At 69.2% G+C, this 15,924-nt stretch carries 15 protein-coding genes; 3 read left to right on the forward strand and 12 right to left on the reverse strand.

The annotated features are described in order from the left end of the window. Positions 1-283: 283 nt before the first annotated feature. Positions 284-763: a hypothetical protein gene (locus ITJ67_RS16885; RefSeq protein ID WP_160074619.1), complete on the forward strand. Its 480-nt coding sequence runs from the start codon at positions 284-286 to the stop codon at positions 761-763. Between the two features lie 13 nt (positions 764-776). On the opposite strand, the gene ITJ67_RS16890 is transcribed toward ITJ67_RS16885, so the two are convergent. Then, the gene (locus ITJ67_RS16890) at positions 777-2,387 is read right to left on the reverse strand and encodes a helix-turn-helix domain-containing protein (protein ID WP_194678410.1); all 1,611 of its coding nucleotides are present in this window, start codon (positions 2,385-2,387) and stop codon (positions 777-779) included. A 108-nt stretch (positions 2,388-2,495) separates the two neighbouring features. Between ITJ67_RS16890 and ITJ67_RS16895 the strand changes: the two genes are divergently transcribed. Further along, entirely contained in the window at positions 2,496-3,815 is a 1,320-nt protein-coding gene (locus ITJ67_RS16895) for an aspartate aminotransferase family protein (RefSeq protein WP_194678411.1), read from the forward strand. A 218-nt stretch (positions 3,816-4,033) separates the two neighbouring features. Here the strand turns inward: ITJ67_RS16895 and ITJ67_RS16900 are convergent, their stop codons facing one another. From ITJ67_RS16900 to ITJ67_RS16915, 4 genes are all read right to left on the reverse strand, one after another. Then, positions 4,034-4,615 carry a hypothetical protein gene (locus tag ITJ67_RS16900; RefSeq protein WP_194678412.1) on the reverse strand — a complete coding sequence of 194 codons (582 nt, stop codon included), beginning with the start codon at positions 4,613-4,615 and terminating at the stop codon, positions 4,034-4,036. A 473-nt stretch (positions 4,616-5,088) separates the two neighbouring features. After that, positions 5,089-5,766, reverse strand: coding sequence for a CE1759 family FMN reductase (locus ITJ67_RS16905; protein ID WP_194678413.1), 678 nt, complete (start codon positions 5,764-5,766; stop codon positions 5,089-5,091). Positions 5,767-5,881: 115 nt separating this feature from the next. Then, a complete protein-coding gene (locus tag ITJ67_RS16910) occupies positions 5,882-7,048 on the reverse strand; it encodes an LLM class flavin-dependent oxidoreductase (RefSeq protein ID WP_104244763.1) in 1,167 nt (388 codons plus the stop codon). Positions 7,049-7,141: 93 nt separating this feature from the next. After that, positions 7,142-8,137 (reverse strand): DMT family transporter, encoded by a 996-nt coding sequence (locus tag ITJ67_RS16915; RefSeq protein ID WP_194678414.1) that lies wholly within the window; start codon positions 8,135-8,137, stop codon positions 7,142-7,144. 70 nt (positions 8,138-8,207) lie between these two features. Between ITJ67_RS16915 and ITJ67_RS16920 the strand changes: the two genes are divergently transcribed. Beyond that, positions 8,208-9,095 carry a LysR family transcriptional regulator gene (locus ITJ67_RS16920; protein ID WP_194678415.1) on the forward strand — a complete coding sequence of 296 codons (888 nt, stop codon included), beginning with the start codon at positions 8,208-8,210 and terminating at the stop codon, positions 9,093-9,095. A 7-nt stretch (positions 9,096-9,102) separates the two neighbouring features. Here ITJ67_RS16920 and ITJ67_RS16925 read toward each other — a convergent pair whose 3' ends face one another. The 7 genes from ITJ67_RS16925 to ITJ67_RS16955 all read right to left on the reverse strand — a co-directional run bounded on the left by ITJ67_RS16925 (position 9,103) and on the right by ITJ67_RS16955 (position 15,837). Beyond that, complete coding sequence (locus tag ITJ67_RS16925) at positions 9,103-9,663, reverse strand: gluconokinase (RefSeq protein WP_323741493.1); 561 nt, start codon at positions 9,661-9,663, stop codon at positions 9,103-9,105. Next, complete coding sequence (locus ITJ67_RS16930; RefSeq protein WP_194678416.1) at positions 9,660-10,742, reverse strand: L-idonate 5-dehydrogenase; 1,083 nt, start codon at positions 10,740-10,742, stop codon at positions 9,660-9,662. The genes ITJ67_RS16925 and ITJ67_RS16930 overlap by 4 nt, the downstream gene beginning before the upstream one ends. A gap of 34 nt (positions 10,743-10,776) precedes the next feature. Further along, on the reverse strand, positions 10,777-11,514 hold the full coding sequence (locus ITJ67_RS16935; RefSeq protein ID WP_194678417.1) for a fumarylacetoacetate hydrolase family protein: 738 nt from the start codon (positions 11,512-11,514) through the stop codon (positions 10,777-10,779). Then, positions 11,514-12,311 carry an SDR family oxidoreductase gene (locus ITJ67_RS16940; protein ID WP_323741494.1) on the reverse strand — a complete coding sequence of 266 codons (798 nt, stop codon included), beginning with the start codon at positions 12,309-12,311 and terminating at the stop codon, positions 11,514-11,516. Before ITJ67_RS16940 ends, ITJ67_RS16935 begins: the two co-directional genes overlap by 1 nt. Then, on the reverse strand, positions 12,308-13,765 hold the full coding sequence (locus tag ITJ67_RS16945) for an MFS transporter (RefSeq protein WP_194678418.1): 1,458 nt from the start codon (positions 13,763-13,765) through the stop codon (positions 12,308-12,310). Before ITJ67_RS16945 ends, ITJ67_RS16940 begins: the two co-directional genes overlap by 4 nt. Positions 13,766-13,898: 133 nt before the next feature. Beyond that, entirely contained in the window at positions 13,899-14,711 is an 813-nt protein-coding gene (locus tag ITJ67_RS16950) for an IclR family transcriptional regulator (RefSeq protein WP_323741495.1), read from the reverse strand. A 67-nt stretch (positions 14,712-14,778) separates the two neighbouring features. Further along, a complete protein-coding gene (locus ITJ67_RS16955; protein WP_194678419.1) occupies positions 14,779-15,837 on the reverse strand; it encodes a D-2-hydroxyacid dehydrogenase in 1,059 nt (352 codons plus the stop codon). Between the last annotated feature and the right edge of the window lie 87 nt (positions 15,838-15,924).

The following is a 15,924-nucleotide window of genomic DNA, read 5'->3' on the forward strand; positions in this document are numbered from 1 at the left end:
GAAAGCCGTCACCAGCCGCTGGCTCGACCCCGCCAAGCACGGCGGCATCAACCTCGGCTTCCCCGAAAACGACTAGAGGCGGGGCGCCCGCCCTGCGGGCGCGCTCCGTGTCCGCCCTGTGTCTGCCTCCCCCGCACTCCCTGTCCGCTCCGTGCGCGTTTTCCCGCGCCGGAGTTGTGGCGAGATGCGCTTCGGCGCCGCGGCAGCAGCATCAGGCCACAACGCTGTCGCGGGCGGGCGAGACGTGCAGGTGCCGCGCGGAGACACGGGGGAGGATGCACACGTGCGAATCCTCCTCAAGCTCGAGCTCGACTGCCCAACCGAACTGCTCGCCGACGCCCTCCAGCGGCCGGAAGCCTTCCGCGCAGTGGCGGGCCCACTCGCGGAGGTGCGCTCGCTCGAACCTGGCGGCTTCCCCGAACGCTGGTCACCCGAGCGTCCGCACCGCGTCGAGATCCGCCTGCTCGGCATGGTTCCGCTCGGCACGCAGGTCATCGATGGCCAGTACCGAGACCTGGGAAACGGGATGCACGAGCTCCGCGACCGCGGGTACCCGGAGTCGGGACTCATGGCCGTCATGACGACGTTCGAGCACACGATGGTCGTCTCGCCGCTGCCCGGCGGTCGCACGCTCTACCGCGACCAGCTCGAGCTGGGCGCTGGCCTCCTCACCCCGTTCGTGTGGTTCGGGATGTGGATGTTCTGGCAGAAGCGGGCCTTCAGCATGCGGCAGCTCGCCGACAGGCTCCGGAACGGGCAGTAGCCGCCGCGCGGCGTCAGGCGTCGTCGAGGAGGCGCATCGCCGACCACACCTCGGCCCGCCCGGCGAAGGTCTGCAGGTCGATGCCGAGGAGCTGCTCTGCCGTCGTCACGCGGCTGCGAAGCGTGTGCCGGTGGATGCCGAGCGACTTCGCGACCGGGTCCCACGCGCAGTTCCCCTCCGTCCAGGCGGCGAGCGTGTCGAGCAGCAGGCGCCCCTGCTCCCCCTGCTCGAGCAGGGGCTGCAGGACTCGGCGCGCGGTGACTCGGCCGTCGGCCGCTTCAAGCGCGCCGAGCATCCCCGTCGTGGCGAGGTCCTCGAACCGCACCGACGGCCGGTTCGGCGTGCTGCGCTCCGCGGCCTTGCGCGCCTCCGCGAGCAGTCGCGGCAGCTCGGGCCAGCCGCCGGGCGCGGAGGCACCCGCCGAGAAACCGGCATCTGTGAGCGCCTCGAGCAGTGCCGCGCCCCCTCGTGCTGGCACGATCGCCACGAGGTCGTGGTCCCGTGCGGCGAAGAAGATCGGCTCAGGGCCGGACCCCGCGAGCCGCTCGAGCCGGTCGAGGAGCGCCTGCCCCGGTTCACCGCCCCGCGCCTGCATGACCCGGATCGGAGCCTCGGGGAGCTTGCCCCACACCGTCTCGGCAGTGCGCGTCGCCACCTCCATCTCGCCGGCGAGGAGCAGCTCGAGGAGGCCGACGCGCAGGTGCCCGCGGGCCGCATCCAGCTCCCGATTCTGCTCGAGCGCGATCGAGGCATGACCGATCGCGCTCGCGACGAGGTCGTTGCCCGCCAGGTCAAGCGGGGCTCGCCCGCCGACCGCGAGCACCCCGCGAAGCTGGCCGTGCTGGCCGACGGTCTGCAGGGTCACATCACCGCTCTCGCCGTGCAGGTGCGCCCCCGAGCGACCGCCGCGCGCGAGGAGGCTCTGCACCATCCGCTCGATCTCAGGGGCTTCGCTCTCCGGCACCCGGATGCGCGTCTGCGCGTCCACGCGGAGCCCCGTCGAGTCGTAGAGCGCCACCCAGCTCTCCAGCTGCCGTTCGAGTTCGACGAGGATCGCGCCGAGACCACCGGGCCTGAGGGCGGCCCTCGCGAGCTTGCGCTGCGCCTGCAGCGACCATTCGAGCCGCGCTCGCTGCTCGAGGGCGCGCTGGTCGGCGAGGTAGCGGATGATGCCGATGAACGGGGTGCGTTCGGCGACCTCGACGAGCGTCAGGCCGTGGCGCTCGCAGGCGGCGACGAGGTCAGCGGGCACCTCCGCGTGGATGATCTCGGTCGCGAAGCCGAGCGCCGCGATGTCAGCCGCCCGCAGTCGGGCGACATACGCGTCGAAGACGACCTCGCTGGCAAGCGCTTGGAATCGAACGGTCGCGGTCGCGGACACCGGCGAGCGCAGTCCGTTCGCGGCGCGCTGCGGCTGCACTCCAGGGTCCGGTGCCTCCGACACCGCGAACTGCATGCCGTCGGTCAGCAGGAGCTGGCCGGCTTCGAGCCACGGTGTCGGGTCGCCGAGGTCGGAGCTGTGCGCCCACACGAGCTCGCGGTCCAGTGCGCTCGCGTCCGCGGCGTGCAGCACCCGCAGCTTGAACTCGGTCTCCTCCACGAGCTCGCGCAGCGTGACACTCACGCCAGCCTCCTGTGCGCAGAACAATGCTGACGCTTTTGTCGAGTCATGGCAGCCATTCTCACCGATTTGACCACGAACGCGGTGCATTCGGGGCCGCAGAGTGGAGACATGACCGCTCCCACCCTCAGCACCCACCTCAGCAACACGGACGTTCGCGAGCGCGATCTCGCCTCGGTGTTCCACTCCTGGTCAGCTCAGGGGAAGATCTCGCCGCTGCCCATTTCCCGCGGCGAAGGCGCGAAGCTGTGGGACTTCGACGGCAACGAGTACCTCGATTTCTCGAGCCAGCTCGTGAACGTCACGATCGGCTACCAGCACCCGAAGGTCATCGCGGCCATCCAGGCGCAGGCCGCGAAGCTCGTGACGATCGCCCCCGCGCACGCCAACGAGACCAGGGCGAAGGCGGCGGAGCTGATCCTGTCGCACGCCCCAGAAGGCTTCTCGAAGGTGTTCTTCACGAACGGCGGTGCGGATGCGGTCGAGAACGCGATTCGCATGGCCCGCCTATCGACCGGGCGCGACAAGATCGTGTCTCTGTACCGCAGCTACCACGGCAACACGGGAGCCGCGATCGTCGCGACCGGCGACTGGCGACGCATCCCCAACGAATACGCGCGCGGCCACGTGCACGCCTTCGGCCCGTACCTGTACCGCTCGGAGTTCTGGGCAGAGACGCCCGAGCAGGAGAGCGCGCGGGCACTTCGTCACCTCGAGCGCGTCGTCCAGGCAGAGGGCCCCGCCTCCGTCGCGGCCATCCTCATCGAGAGCATCCCCGGAACCGCGGGCGTGCTCGTGCCGCCGCCCGGGTACCTTGCCGGCGTGCGGGAGATCTGCGACCGCTACGGCGTCCTGCTCATCCTCGACGAGGTCATGGCCGGGTTCGGGCGGACCGGCGAGTGGTTCGCGTTCGACGCCTACGACGTCCGCCCCGACCTCATCACCTTCGCGAAGGGCGTCAACTCGGGCTATGTGCCGGTCGGCGGGGTCATCATCTCGGAGGAGATCGCTGCGCATTTCGACGAGGAGGTCTTCCCTGGCGGGCTCACCTACTCGGGGCATCCACTGGCCGCGGCCTCCATCGTCGCGACCCTCGAGACCATGGAGGAGGAGGGCATCGTCGAGAACGCGGCCCGCCTCGGACGCGAGGTCATCGGCCCTGCGCTGCACGAGCTCGCCGCACGCCACGACGTCATCGGCGAGGTGCGCGGCAAGGGCATCTTCTGGGCCGTCGAGCTGGTCAGCGACCCATTGACGCGCGCACCGCTCGCCGCGGCCGACATGGCGAGCATCAAGTCGCAACTCGTGGCCCGCGGCCTGCTGCCGTTTGTCGCCGACAACCGCATCCACGTCGTGCCACCCGCCGTCATCACCGACGCTGACGCACGCCGCGGCATCACCATCATCGACGAGGTGCTCGCCGGATTCTGAGCGCTGGGCCTGCGCGCCGACGCACTCCTGCAGCACTGGACTGCTGCTGCAATGGGCTGCTGCTGCAATGGGCGTCGCCGCGAACGGACTCGCGTTTCCTGTCCAACTTCCGTGACGATTCGGCATCGGCAGACCGCCGGGGCGTCAGCGCAAGCACGGCGTCACGGAAGTTGGACGGCCGCGGCCCTGCGCCGCAGGGAACGCCCGCGGCCGAGGGCCTACTTGTCCTCGGGCGGCGGAATCAGTGCCATAAGCGCAGTGAGGCCGCCGATCACGAGGCCCGTCTTGGCGTGCGCGGTCGTCACCCCGCGGGCGGCGCGACGCTCGCCGAAGCGGTAGATCCACCGCTCGCCGGCGACGGCAGCGAGGATCGACCCGATTCCAGCCGCCGCGGCGAGCCCGCCGAGGGCGACCCGGCTCGCCGGAGAGAGCGAGATCCAGAACTGGGAGAAGCTCTGCGGCTTCCCGTCCACCTCGTCTTCACCCTGCGGACGCTCGCCTGGCAGCGGGTGCGGCGCATCAGCCTGATCGCCTGGGCCGCCGATGAGCTCGCCCGGTGCCTGCGCCGCGGGCTGCACCAGCAGGTCGGTGTCTTCGGTGCGGCCGCGCTTGCCGAGCTTCAGCTCGTCGTACTCCGACGCCGCGAGCCCGCCGACGCCGAGGGCCAGCATCGTCTTCGCGACTCCGCGACCAGCCCTCGACGAGATCACGTCAGGGGTGGCGTAGTAGAGGGCGGTCAGCGCGCCCTGTCCCGCTGCCAGGATCGCGCGCTTGCGGAGGTCGGTTCTCGGAGAAGTCATGCCCCCATTGTCTCGACTCGGTCTGATCAGAGCCTCGGCGGCGAACCGCAGCGGGAGCATCCGCCCAGTCTCGGGATGGCGAAGTCACTTCGTGCTGGAGAAGTTCCCATAACCAAGTGACTTTCCCATCCCGAGACGGGAGATCGGACGGGACCTGACGAGAGGACGGACACCGGCGCTCACGCCACGCCACGCCTCGGGGTGGGGAAGTCACTTCACGCTGGAGAAGTTCCCACAACGAAGTGACTTTCCCATCCCGAGACAGGAGATCGGACGGGACGGGAGGAGACGGGACCGGGCGGGACGGGACCTGACGAGAGGAGGGACACCGGCGCTCACGCCACGCGATGCCACGGGGTGGCGAAGTCACTTCGTGCTGGAGAAGTTCCCATAACCAAGTTACTTTCTCACCCCGAGACGGGCACCCGAGGTAGGGCGGCGAGGCAGTGCGGCGAGCGCGAACCGCAGCGCAGCTAGGCCGCGCCTCCGCCTGCGGCCATGCGCATGAGGTCGGAGTTCAGCTCGATGCCGAGCTCGGTTCCGCCTGCGCTGCCGAGCTCGTGCTGGTAGCCGCCCCAGTTGTCGCCGCGGATCGTCTGCTCGACGCCAGCCTCCATCAGGGCGAGGAACTCGACGGATGCGCGCTCGATGCGGGACCCGAGGCCCGCATCCTGCCAGTCCTCGGTTGAGGCGAAGAGCGACGTGGGCACGGTCATGGTGCGCAGGTACGCGAACATCGACCGCATCTGCTCGTCCACGACGAGCGCGTGACGCGCCGTGCCGGCGGTTGCGGCGAGCACGACGGGCTTGGCGATGAGGAGGTCGTTGTCGAGGGTCTGGAAGAACGACGTGAAGAGTCCGCTCGGCCCGGCCTTGTAGACGGGGGCGGCCGCGATGATGCCGTCGGCGTCGCGGAGCGCCGCGATGGCGCGCTCGAACTGGGGGCCGAAGCTCTGCGAGCCGAGGGCTGCCGGCAGTTCGGGGAGGAGCATCCGCAGATCGATGTGCGTCGATACAACGTCACGGCCTCGTGTCGCCGCGAGCTTGGAGACGCCACGCTCGATGCGGTCTGCGAGCAGCTTCGTCGACGACGGGTCGCTGATACCGGCGTTGACGACGACGACCCGGTAGGCGCCTTGTGCGTTGGTCATGGGAGTCCTTCCGAACTGGTTCGTGCTGAGAGAAGAGCGAAGAGGAGAGCCGAGGGCCGAGCGGATGCGCGGGGCCGACCGAGAGGGCCGGCCCCGCGCATGCGTTTCTCGATGGCTACGCGACGAGCGCGGTGTCCTGGTAGGGCGAGGAGCCGGTGACGTTGTCGCCACGGTTCTCGTTGGGGCGAGGCTGGCGCGGCGCCGCGTCGCCGTACTTCGCGAGGACAAGCGACTCGTGCGTGGGCGCGTCGGGGACCTCGGCGGGCCGAAGCGCCTCGAGCTCGCGGCGCAGCACGGGAACCACTTCGGAGCCGAGGAGCTCGAGCTGGTCGAGCACCATGCCGAGCGGCAGGCCGGCGTGGTCCATGAGGAACAGCTGGCGCTGGTAGTCGCCGAAGTGCTCGCGGAACGTCAGGGTCTTGTCGATGACCTCCTGCGGGCTGCCGACCGAGAGCGGCGTCTGCTGCATGAAGTCCTCCATGCGCGGCCCGTGGCCGTAGACGGGCGCCTCGTTGAAGTAGGGACGGAACTGGTCCTTCGCATCCTGCGAGTTCTTGGCGATGAACGCCTGCCCGCCGAGGCCGACGATCGCCTGCGATGCCTTGCCGTGGCCGTAGTGCTCGTAGCGCTGGCGGTAGAAGTCGATGAGGCGCATGTAGTGCTCCTTCGGCCAGAAGATGTTGTTCGCGAAGAACCCGTCGCCGTAGAAGGCGGCCTGCTCGGCGATCTCCGGGGTGCGGATGGAGCCGTGCCACACGAACGGTGCCACGTCGTCGAGGGGGCGGGGCGTCGAGGTGAAGCCCTGCAGGGGAGTGCGGAACTTGCCTTCCCAGTCGACGACGTCCTCGCGCCAGAGGCGGTGGAGCAGGTTGTAGTTCTCGAGGGCGAGGGGCAGGCCGGAGCGGATGTCCTTGCCGAACCACGGGTAGACGGGGGCGGTGTTGCCGCGGCCGAGCATGAGGTCCATGCGGCCCTTGGATAGGTGCTGCAGCATCGCGTACTCCTCGGCGATGCGCACGGGGTCATTGGTCGTGATGAGGGTCGTCGACGTGGAGACGCGCAGCGTCTTCGTGAGTGCCGCGATGTGCGAGAGGAGCACGGCGGGCGAGGAGGAGAAGAAGGGCGGGTTGTGGTGCTCCCCGATGGCGAAGACGTCGAGGCCGACCTCTTCGGTCTTCTGCGCGATCTTGACGATCGCGTCGATGCGCTCGGCCTCGCTCGGCGTCTCGCCGGTGACCGGGTTGCGTGTGATGTCGCTGACGGAGAAGATTCCGAACTGCATGTTCAGCCCTTTCGTTGTGGATGCACGGGCCAGGTTGGTTTGGTTCTGGATTCCCAACTCCATGCATATGCATACAACGTAGCGCGTGCGGATCTATTCCCGCGGACTCGACTCCACTGGCAGCGCACCCTCGACGGGAGCGGCGACGGAGGCAGCGACAGGGGCGGCGGCGACATTTCCAGCCCGCATCCCGGGCACACGCCCTTGACTCGCGAGCACTCCCACGACGACGATCAGGCCGCCGAGCGGCTGATTCCAGTGCACCGACTCCCCCAGCACCACGACCCCCAGGATGACGCCGACAACTGGCGAGAGGTAGGTGACGGTGGATGCGCGAGCCGGACCCCAGTCGCGCAGGATGCGGTTGTACCAGATGTAGGCGAGCCCGGTCCCGAGCACGCCGAGCCCTGCGACGGCCAGGAGCACCGGCAGGTCGAGCGAGACCTCGCCCCGCGCGGTGAGGGGCGCGAGGAGCCACACGATGACGGCGGCCAGGCCGATCTGGACGGTCGACAGCGTGATCGTGTCGTATCCCGAGCTCGTGAGGAACCGGCGCATGTAGAGCCCGGCGAATCCGTAGGAGATGGTGGCGCCGAGGCAGGCGAGCTGCGCGGGCAGCAGCTCGGGCGCCTGGCCTGTGCCGATGAGCTGCCAGGGACCCGCGAGCACGACGACCCCACTCAGGCCGACCACGAGGCCGACGACCTGCGTGCGCGTGAGCCGCTCGCCGACGAGCACGATCGGCATGAGCAGGAGCGTCATGATGGGTGTCGTCGCGTTGTAGATGCTCGAGAGGCTGCTCGGCATGTACTGCCCAGCCCAGGCGAAGAGCGAGTAGGGCACAACCGCGAGCGCGAGGGACACGACGAGCATGTGCACCCAGATCTTCCGGCCCCTCGGCCAGCGTCGCCGAGTGACCAGCATGATCGCGACGAGTGCCGCGGCTCCCAGCGTGAGCCGCCCCAGCACGAGCTGCGCTGGACTGAGCCCTTCGAGTCCGACTTTCATGAAGAGGAAGCTCGCACCCCACACGAGAGAGAGGACGACAAAGGCGGCGACGGTGCCGCGGGTGTTGCCGGTAGGACTCATGGGACTTATTGTTGGCGGCACCCACACATGAGGCAAATGCATCTGCTTCATCCCCACATGAGGAGACCTCATGAGCGTCACCATCGCCCAGCTCCGTGCGCTGGTCACGGTCGTGGATCGCGCGTCCTTCACTGTTGCCGCCACCGAGCTGGGGGTCAGCCAGTCGGCGATCTCGCACTCCGTGACGGGCCTCGAGAAGGCTGTCGGCGGCCGGGTCCTGCGCCGCGACGGCGGGATCACCCTCACCGCTCTCGGCCTCGGTGTGATCGAGCACGCGCGAGCCGCGCTGGCCTCCGTCTCAGCATTGGAGAGCGCTGTGCGCCGCGACGAGACCCTGTCCGGCACCGTCCGACTCGGAGCCGTCGCGACGGTCTGCCAGGGGCTGGTCCCCGATCTGCTCGCCCTGTGGTCCGCGCGACTGCCCAACATCGCCGTGTCGATCTACGAGGGCGACGACGAGGAGATGCCCGAGTGGCTCGAAGCGGGACTCGTGGACGCCGCGGTCCTCGTCGAGCCATCCCCCGCACCGCCAGGCGGACTCCTCGTCGCCACGGACGAGTTCGCTGCGCTCGTGCCCGCTGACCACCCGCTCGCGCAGCAGGATTCGATCCCGCTCGACGAGCTCGACGACGACGGCCTCATCGTGTCGACGGGCGGATGCGAGACGCACGTCAGGAAGATGCACGACGAGCTCGGGCTCCCCTACGTCTTCTCGCACCGCGTCCGCGAGATGAGCACGATGTTCCGCATGGTGCAGCAGGGCATGGGCGTCGCCGTCATCCCGTCCCTGGGGCGCGGGATGCTCCCGGAGGACCTCGTGATGCGCCCGCTCACGGCACGCAGGCCGCGGCAGCTCGTGCTGTCCGGGCCCACCACTCGCCCATGGCACCCGCTTGTGGGGGCACTCGTCGATGCGACTGGCGTCGACTTCGCGAGCACGGTGAAGGTCGAGCTCTGACGGCCCCTCAGGCTTCGGAGGGTTCGGCTTTTTCGAGATACGCGACGATCGCGTCCACGATCTCGGCTGGCGTGCCCGCGACGGGAACCACGACCCCCGCTTCCCAGGGCGCGAGCGGTTCGAGCACCTCGAACTGACTGTCGAGCAGCGTCGTCGGCATAAACTCGTGCTGTCGCGTTGCGAGGCGTGAGGCGACGAGGTCTCGCTGGCCTGACAGGTGGATGAAGCGCAGCTCGGGGACGCTCGAGCGCAGCAGCTCCCGATACCAGCGCTTGAGCGCCGAGCAGGCGACGATCGTCACGCGTCCTTCGGCGGCGTTCGCGGCGATCGTCGCGCCGATGACCTTGAGCCAGGGCACGCGGTCTTCGTCGTCGAGGGGGTTCCCTGCCGCCATCTTCGCCTTGTTGGCGGGCGGGTGCAGGTCGTCGCTGTCTATGAAGGTCACGTCGAGTCGTGCCGCCAGTGCTGAGCCGATCGTCGTCTTGCCCGTGCCCTGCACCCCCATGACGACCATGGGCGGATGCGCAAGCGCTGGACGCGCGGCGCCTTCGGCCTCCACGGCCGTCACGACGCGGCCCCGTCCACGCGAGCGTCGGCTTCAGCGTCAGCCTCGGCGAACGAGAGCAGCACCTTCGACGACCTGGAGGCGTCACCTGCGACGGCAAACGCCTCGAGCGCCTGCTCGGCAGGGAACTCGTGCGTGAGCACTGCATCCACGACCAGTGAGCCGTCGGCGAGCGCGCCGATCACGGCATCGATCTCGTCGGTGAAGCGGAACGAGCCGACGAGGGTCAGCTCGCGAGTGATCGCGAGCGACAGGAGGGCGGGGACTTCACCGCTGCGCTGCAGACCGAGCAGGACGACCCGGCCCGCGCGACCGGCGCCGCGGATGGCGCTGGCGAGCCCCGGCACCGTGCCAGAGGACTCGATCACGACGTCGGCGTGCACGGCGGCGATCGCCGCTGCATCCCGCGCGTCGATGACGCGATTCGCGCCGAGCTCGGTGGCGACGGCGAGCGGCAGCTCGTGGAGGTCGCTCGCGATGATCTCGGCGGCACCGTGGTGCTTCAGCACGGCGACGACGAGCGCACCGATCGGGCCGGCGCCGATGACGAGCACGCGCTTGCCTCGCACGTCTCCAGCCTGCCCGACTCCGTGCCAGGCGACGGAGGCCGGCTCGGCGAGGGATGCCAGCTTGAGGTCGAGTCCCGCTGGCAGCACTCGGAGCATGCGTGCCGGCAGGGCGACGCGACGCGCGAAGGCCCCCTGGGTGTGCGGGATGCGCGCGGCGGAGCCGAGGTAGGTGCCGGCAGGAGAGAGGTTCGGTCGCTCGGCCGGGTAGGGCGTCACGCCATCATCACCCTGCGTGGCGGGGTGGACGGCGACTCGCTGGCCGACCTGAGGGCTGCTCCCGTCAGCCGCTGCTTCGAGGACGGTGCCGACGATCTCGTGGCCGAGGAGGAGCGGGTCACGCAGGATCGACTCCCCCGCGGCCCCGTGCATCCAGTAGTGCAGATCCGATCCGCACACGCCGCCATACGCGATCGCGACCACGGCCTGATCCGGGGTCGGCTCCGGCTCCGGCAGCGCGTCGAGCCGCAGGTCGCCCTTGCCGTGGGCGACGACTGCGAGGTTCTCCTGGGTCACTTGCGAACTCCTTGCACGTCGAATCGTTCGTGGCTCAGACGCATGGCGTCACCAGCGGCACGCCCGCGACGGTGATCTCGATGAGGTCACCGGGTTCGGCTGCGAACCCCGACTTCGGGGCGCCCGTCATGATGATGTCGCCGGGGCCGAGCGGCACCCAGCTCGTGACGTAGGCGACGCACTCGGCGATGCCCGCTGGCAGCTCCTGGCTTCCGGTGAGCACCTTCCGCTCGCCGTTGATGCGCACCTCGAGCTGGGCGTCGGCGAGGTCCGCTCCCGTCTCGATCCATGGGCCGAGCGGCGTGTAGCCGACTCCGCCCTTGCCTTCGAAGTTGCGGGGGTCGACGCTGCCCCGGTCTGGGTTCGAGATGTCGTTCACGGCGGTGAGACCGAGGATCACGGTGTGCGCGTCCTCCGCAGATACGTCGACCGCGTCACGGCCGATGACGACACACACCTCGCCCTCGATGACGACCTTGCCGACGCCTCGGCGCAGCACGACCGGGGTTCCGCTCGGCACGACCGTTCGGGGGCTCTTCAGCCACGCCTGCACCGGTGAGGGATGCTCCGGCCCGTTCTGCGCGATCCCGACGACGATGCGCGGCTCGCTCGGAGCGAGCAGCGTCGCATCCGCGACCGCTTCCCCCTTGCGCGTCGGCTCGACGCCGCGTGCGAACGCCTCGTAGGGGTCATTGCACGGCACCCACGAGTCGCCATCGGCGAACGCGTGCGTGATGGTGCCGTCACTGGTCTGGATCCTGGAGATTCGCATCACACAACCGCCGTCATTCCGCCATCGACATAGATCGTCTGGCCGTTCACGAACGCCGAAGCGTCACTGGAGAGGAACACGAGCGTACCGACGAGCTCGTCGACCTGCCCCCAGCGCCCGGCAGGCGTCCGCTGGGCAACCCAGGCCGAGAACTGGGCGTCGTCGACGAGCGCCTTCGTGAGCTCGGTCGCGAAGTAACCGGGAGCAAGCGCGTTCACGGTGATCCCCGCCGGCGCAAGGTCGGCGCAGAGCCCCTTCGTGAGCATCACGATGGCGCCCTTCGTCGCACTGTATGGCGCGATCGAGGGGCGGGCGATCTGCGACTGCACGCTCCCGATGTTCACGATCTTGCCGGTGCCGCGCTCGAGCATGCCGCGAGCCACGCGGCGCGAGAGGAGGAACGCGCTCGTGAGGTTCGTGGCAAGCAGCTCATGCCAGTCGGAGTCGGTGAACTCGGCGATGGGGGCGCGCCGCTGGATGCCCGCGTTGTTGACGAGGATGTCGACTGTTCCGATGCTCGCCTCGAGTTCGCCGATGCCGGCATCCACCGCTGGCGCATCCGTCACGTCGAAGGTCGAGACGATCGGCTCGGCCGGCGTTCCCGCGAGGCCGAGCGCGTCGGCGATGGACGCCGCCGCGCGCTCGGCTTTCGCCCGGTCCCGTCCGTGCACCACGACCCTGGCCCCCGCGGCGGCGAGACCGCCGGCGAGTGCCCGGCCGATGCCCTGGCTCGACCCCGTGACGAGGGCTGTCCGACCTGTGAGGTCGAAGGCCTTCAGCCCGGCTGGGAGGCTCACGACTTGGCCCCCACCGCGGCGGATGCGCTGCTCGCGGCGCCTGCGCCAGGTGCGGCCTCGTAGATGTCCTGCAGGTCGATCAGGCCGGTGTCCTCTTCGTCGGTGGAGACGCGGATGGCGTCCTCCTTGCGGAGCAGGTCGCGCCCCTTCGTCTCTGGAACGAGGAACGTCGCTGCAGTGGTGATCGCGGCGAGCGTCGCGAGGTAGAGCCCCATGACCACCCAGTTGCCGCCGGTGAGCGTGAGCAGCCACGTGCCGACCACGCCGGCCAGGCCGCCGGCGAGCACGGCAGAGAGTTCTCGGGCCATGGCCACACCGAGGTATCGGTGCTTGTTGCCGAACAGCTCAGGGAGCATGGCGCACTGCGGCCCGAGCATCGAGTTGACGGCCACACCGATACCGACGGCGATGACCGCGATCGTGAGGGGCCCGTTGCCGAGCGAGAGCATCCACCACGCGGGGAATGCGAAGAGCAGCATGAAGACGGCGCCGAACCGGTAGACGGCGCGGCGGCCGAGCTTGTCGGAGAGGTGTCCGGAGAGCGGTACCGAGAAGATGCCGATGAGCGAGCCGATCGTGACACCCCAGGTCGCGATGCCTCGGTCGACGGGGTTCGCGATGAACGTGCCGGCGACAAACGCGAGCGACACGTTCTGGAAGATGTACGAGCCGCCGTTCTCGGCCATGCGCAGGCCGATGCCCGTGATGACGCCAGGCATGCCGCGGGTGAAGATCTCACGGATCGGGTGGTCGGCGACCTGGTCGCTCTTCTCGAGCTCGACGAACGTCGGGGTCTCACGGAGGCGCATGCGGATGAACAGCGCGACGAGGATGAGGGCGAACGACCCGAGGAACGGGATCCGCCAGCCCCATGACAGGAACGCCTCGTCCGGCATGAGCGTCAGCAGGCTGAAGACGACGGCGGCGAGGAGCGTGCCGGCCTGGATCCCGACGAACGGGAGCGCGGAGAAGAACCCGCGGCGCTTCACGGGCGCGTATTCGGCCATGAGCACCGTGGCACCGGCCTGCTCGGCACCGGCGCCGAAGCCCTGCGCGAGACGGAGGAGCACGAGCAGCGCTGGGGCCCACAGCCCGATCGTCTCGTAGGTGGGGAGGAGGCCGATCGCGGTGGATGCGCCGCCCATGAGCACGATCGTGATGACAAGCACGCCCTTGCGGCCGAGGCGGTCACCCATCGTGCCGAAGAAGAGCCCGCCGAAGGGACGGGCGACGAAGCCGACGCCGTAGATGGCGAAGGCGCCGATGACGGCGACGGCCGGGTCGCTCTGGTCGAAGAAGAGCTTGTTGAAGACAAGCGCCGTCATAAGGCCGTAGAGCGCGAAGTCGAAGTACTCGAGGGCAGAGCCGATGCTCGAGGCCAACGTCGCGCGGCGCAGGTTGTCTGCGTACTCCGGGTCGTCGGTCGGCACTGGAGGCCGGGTGTTCTCAGTCACGAAACATCTCCTTTGATGTGCGGTGCACCGAGGCCGTGGTGAGCCCGGCGGTGCATGCTTGCTGACCACAAGCTAACACTCCAGTGGACGACGTTCAACACTTTGAACGCACGAGATGCCGTCGGGAGCTGAACTACCGTCCCGCGAGCGGGTTCGTGAGCTCCCGCGCGGCCTCGATGAGCGCCGCACCGACCCGAGCGACGTGGTCGGCATCCGCGAGCTCCGTCGGCAGAGCCGCCCCGAGCGCAAACGGGGGATCGCTCGGCGACCAGGAGGCGAGCGGCACCGCGACGCCCGTCACTCCCCCGACCGAGCCGTTCGAGTCGATCGAGTAGCCGCGCTCCCGGGCGACGGCAAGGCAGTCGAGCAGCTCACGCGTCGTCCCGATGCTCTGCGGCGTCAACTTCGGGAAGGAGGCGGAAGCACCGACGAGCTCCACGACCTCCTCGTCGTCAAGACGCATGAGCAACGCACGACCCGAGGCCGTGAGCGCCGCCGGCAGGCGCGAACCCAGCGGCGTGCCCAGCTGGTAGCGCCGTCGACCCTCGTGACGAGCGAGGTAGACCGTATCCGGGCCGTCGAGCATGACCACCTGCACAAGCTCGCTGCGAAGCACGGGCGACGCATCGCACACCCCGAAGAACTCTCTGATCTGGTTGAACTGCTGCGCAAACGCACCGCCGAGCTCGGCTGTGCGCCTGCCGAGCTGGTACCCCTGGGGCACACGCTGCAGCATCCTCCCGTCTTCGAGAACGGCGACGAGGTTGGCGGTCGACGACTTCGCGATCCCGAGCGCCCTGGCGATGTCGCTCAGCGTCATGGGCGCGCCATCAGCGTCGGCCAGCAGCGACAGGATGCGCAGCGAGCGCGTCACCGCCGGTGCGAGGTCGCGCTCCGGCGCGTCCTGCGCGCCCGCCTTCGTTGATGCATCCGCAGCTTCTGGCACGGTGCCGCTCCTCGCCTCGTCACGCCTGCCGGCCCGTTGACGTCGCAACGGGCCCACAGGTGGGGAATCAGTAGAACTCGACGATATCGACAACGTTCTTGAGCGGCTCACCGTCGAGGAGCCGGCGCGCGTTCTCGGCGAAGAGCTTCGCGATTCGGGGCTCCTCTGCGCTCGAGAGCGCGGCCGTGTGCGGACTGACCAGCACGTTCGGGTGCGCCCAGAGCGGACTCTCGTCCGGCAGCGGCTCCACCTCGAAGACGTCGAGGGCCGCGAATCCGACGCGTCCGTCGCCGAGGGCCGCGAGAAGCGCGGATTCGTCGATGACCGTGCCGCGCCCGACGTTGGAGACGATGACCCCCGGCTTCACGTTCGCGAAGACCTCCTCACCGAGGAGTCCCGTCGTCGCATCGGTGCCTGGGAGTGTGACGACGATCGCGTCGGCCTCAGACACGGCCGAGGCGAGCTGATCGATGGGCACGAGCCTGTCGACACCCTCGACGGCCTCGCCGCTGCGCGTCGTGCCGAGCACGGTGGCACCGAGGGCCGAGAACTTCAGCGCCGCCGCCTTGCCGATGCCGCCGAGGCCCACGATGAGCACGGTCATCTCGTCGAGCTGGCGCATCTCCCAACGACCCGTCCACTGCCGGGCCGACTGCTGCTGCTGCAGCCGCGGAAGATCCTTCGCCCCGGCGAGCACGCCGAAGAGCGCGAACTCGGCGAGGGTCCCGCCGTGGACTCCGGCACTCGTCGTGAAGACGATGCGCTCGAGTGCATCCTGGCCGAGGCCCGCCGCCTTCACCTGCCCTCCACCGCCAGCCGCCGTCGCATGCACCCAGCGGAGTCGCGGGTTAGCCGCGACCGTGCGCGCGAGGGAGGCGGAGTCGACATCCGGGAGCCCGAAGAGGACGTCAGCCGAGTCGACGAGCTCGTCGAACGCGGCCTGTTGCTCGGGAGTTCGAGTCACGCTCGGATCTCCGGACCAGTCGGCGGGCCCACGCATTGGCCGGTAGAACGTGTGGTCCCGCACGACTTCGAGTCGAGGCTCGAGACGCTCGATGAGCTGGCAGAGCTCCTCGCTCAGGTCGACGGCGACGACCGCGCGCAGTTTCTGGGGGCTGTCAGTCATGGGATCCTCTTCGATTCGTGGCGACAGGTGCAGTCTCTCGTGGTGAAGTCTACGTCGATTCAACACTGTGGACACTGTCCTACACAA

This window comes from Pseudoclavibacter sp. VKM Ac-2867, assembly GCF_015351275.1.
Lineage (GTDB): Bacteria > Actinomycetota > Actinomycetes > Actinomycetales > Microbacteriaceae > Pseudoclavibacter.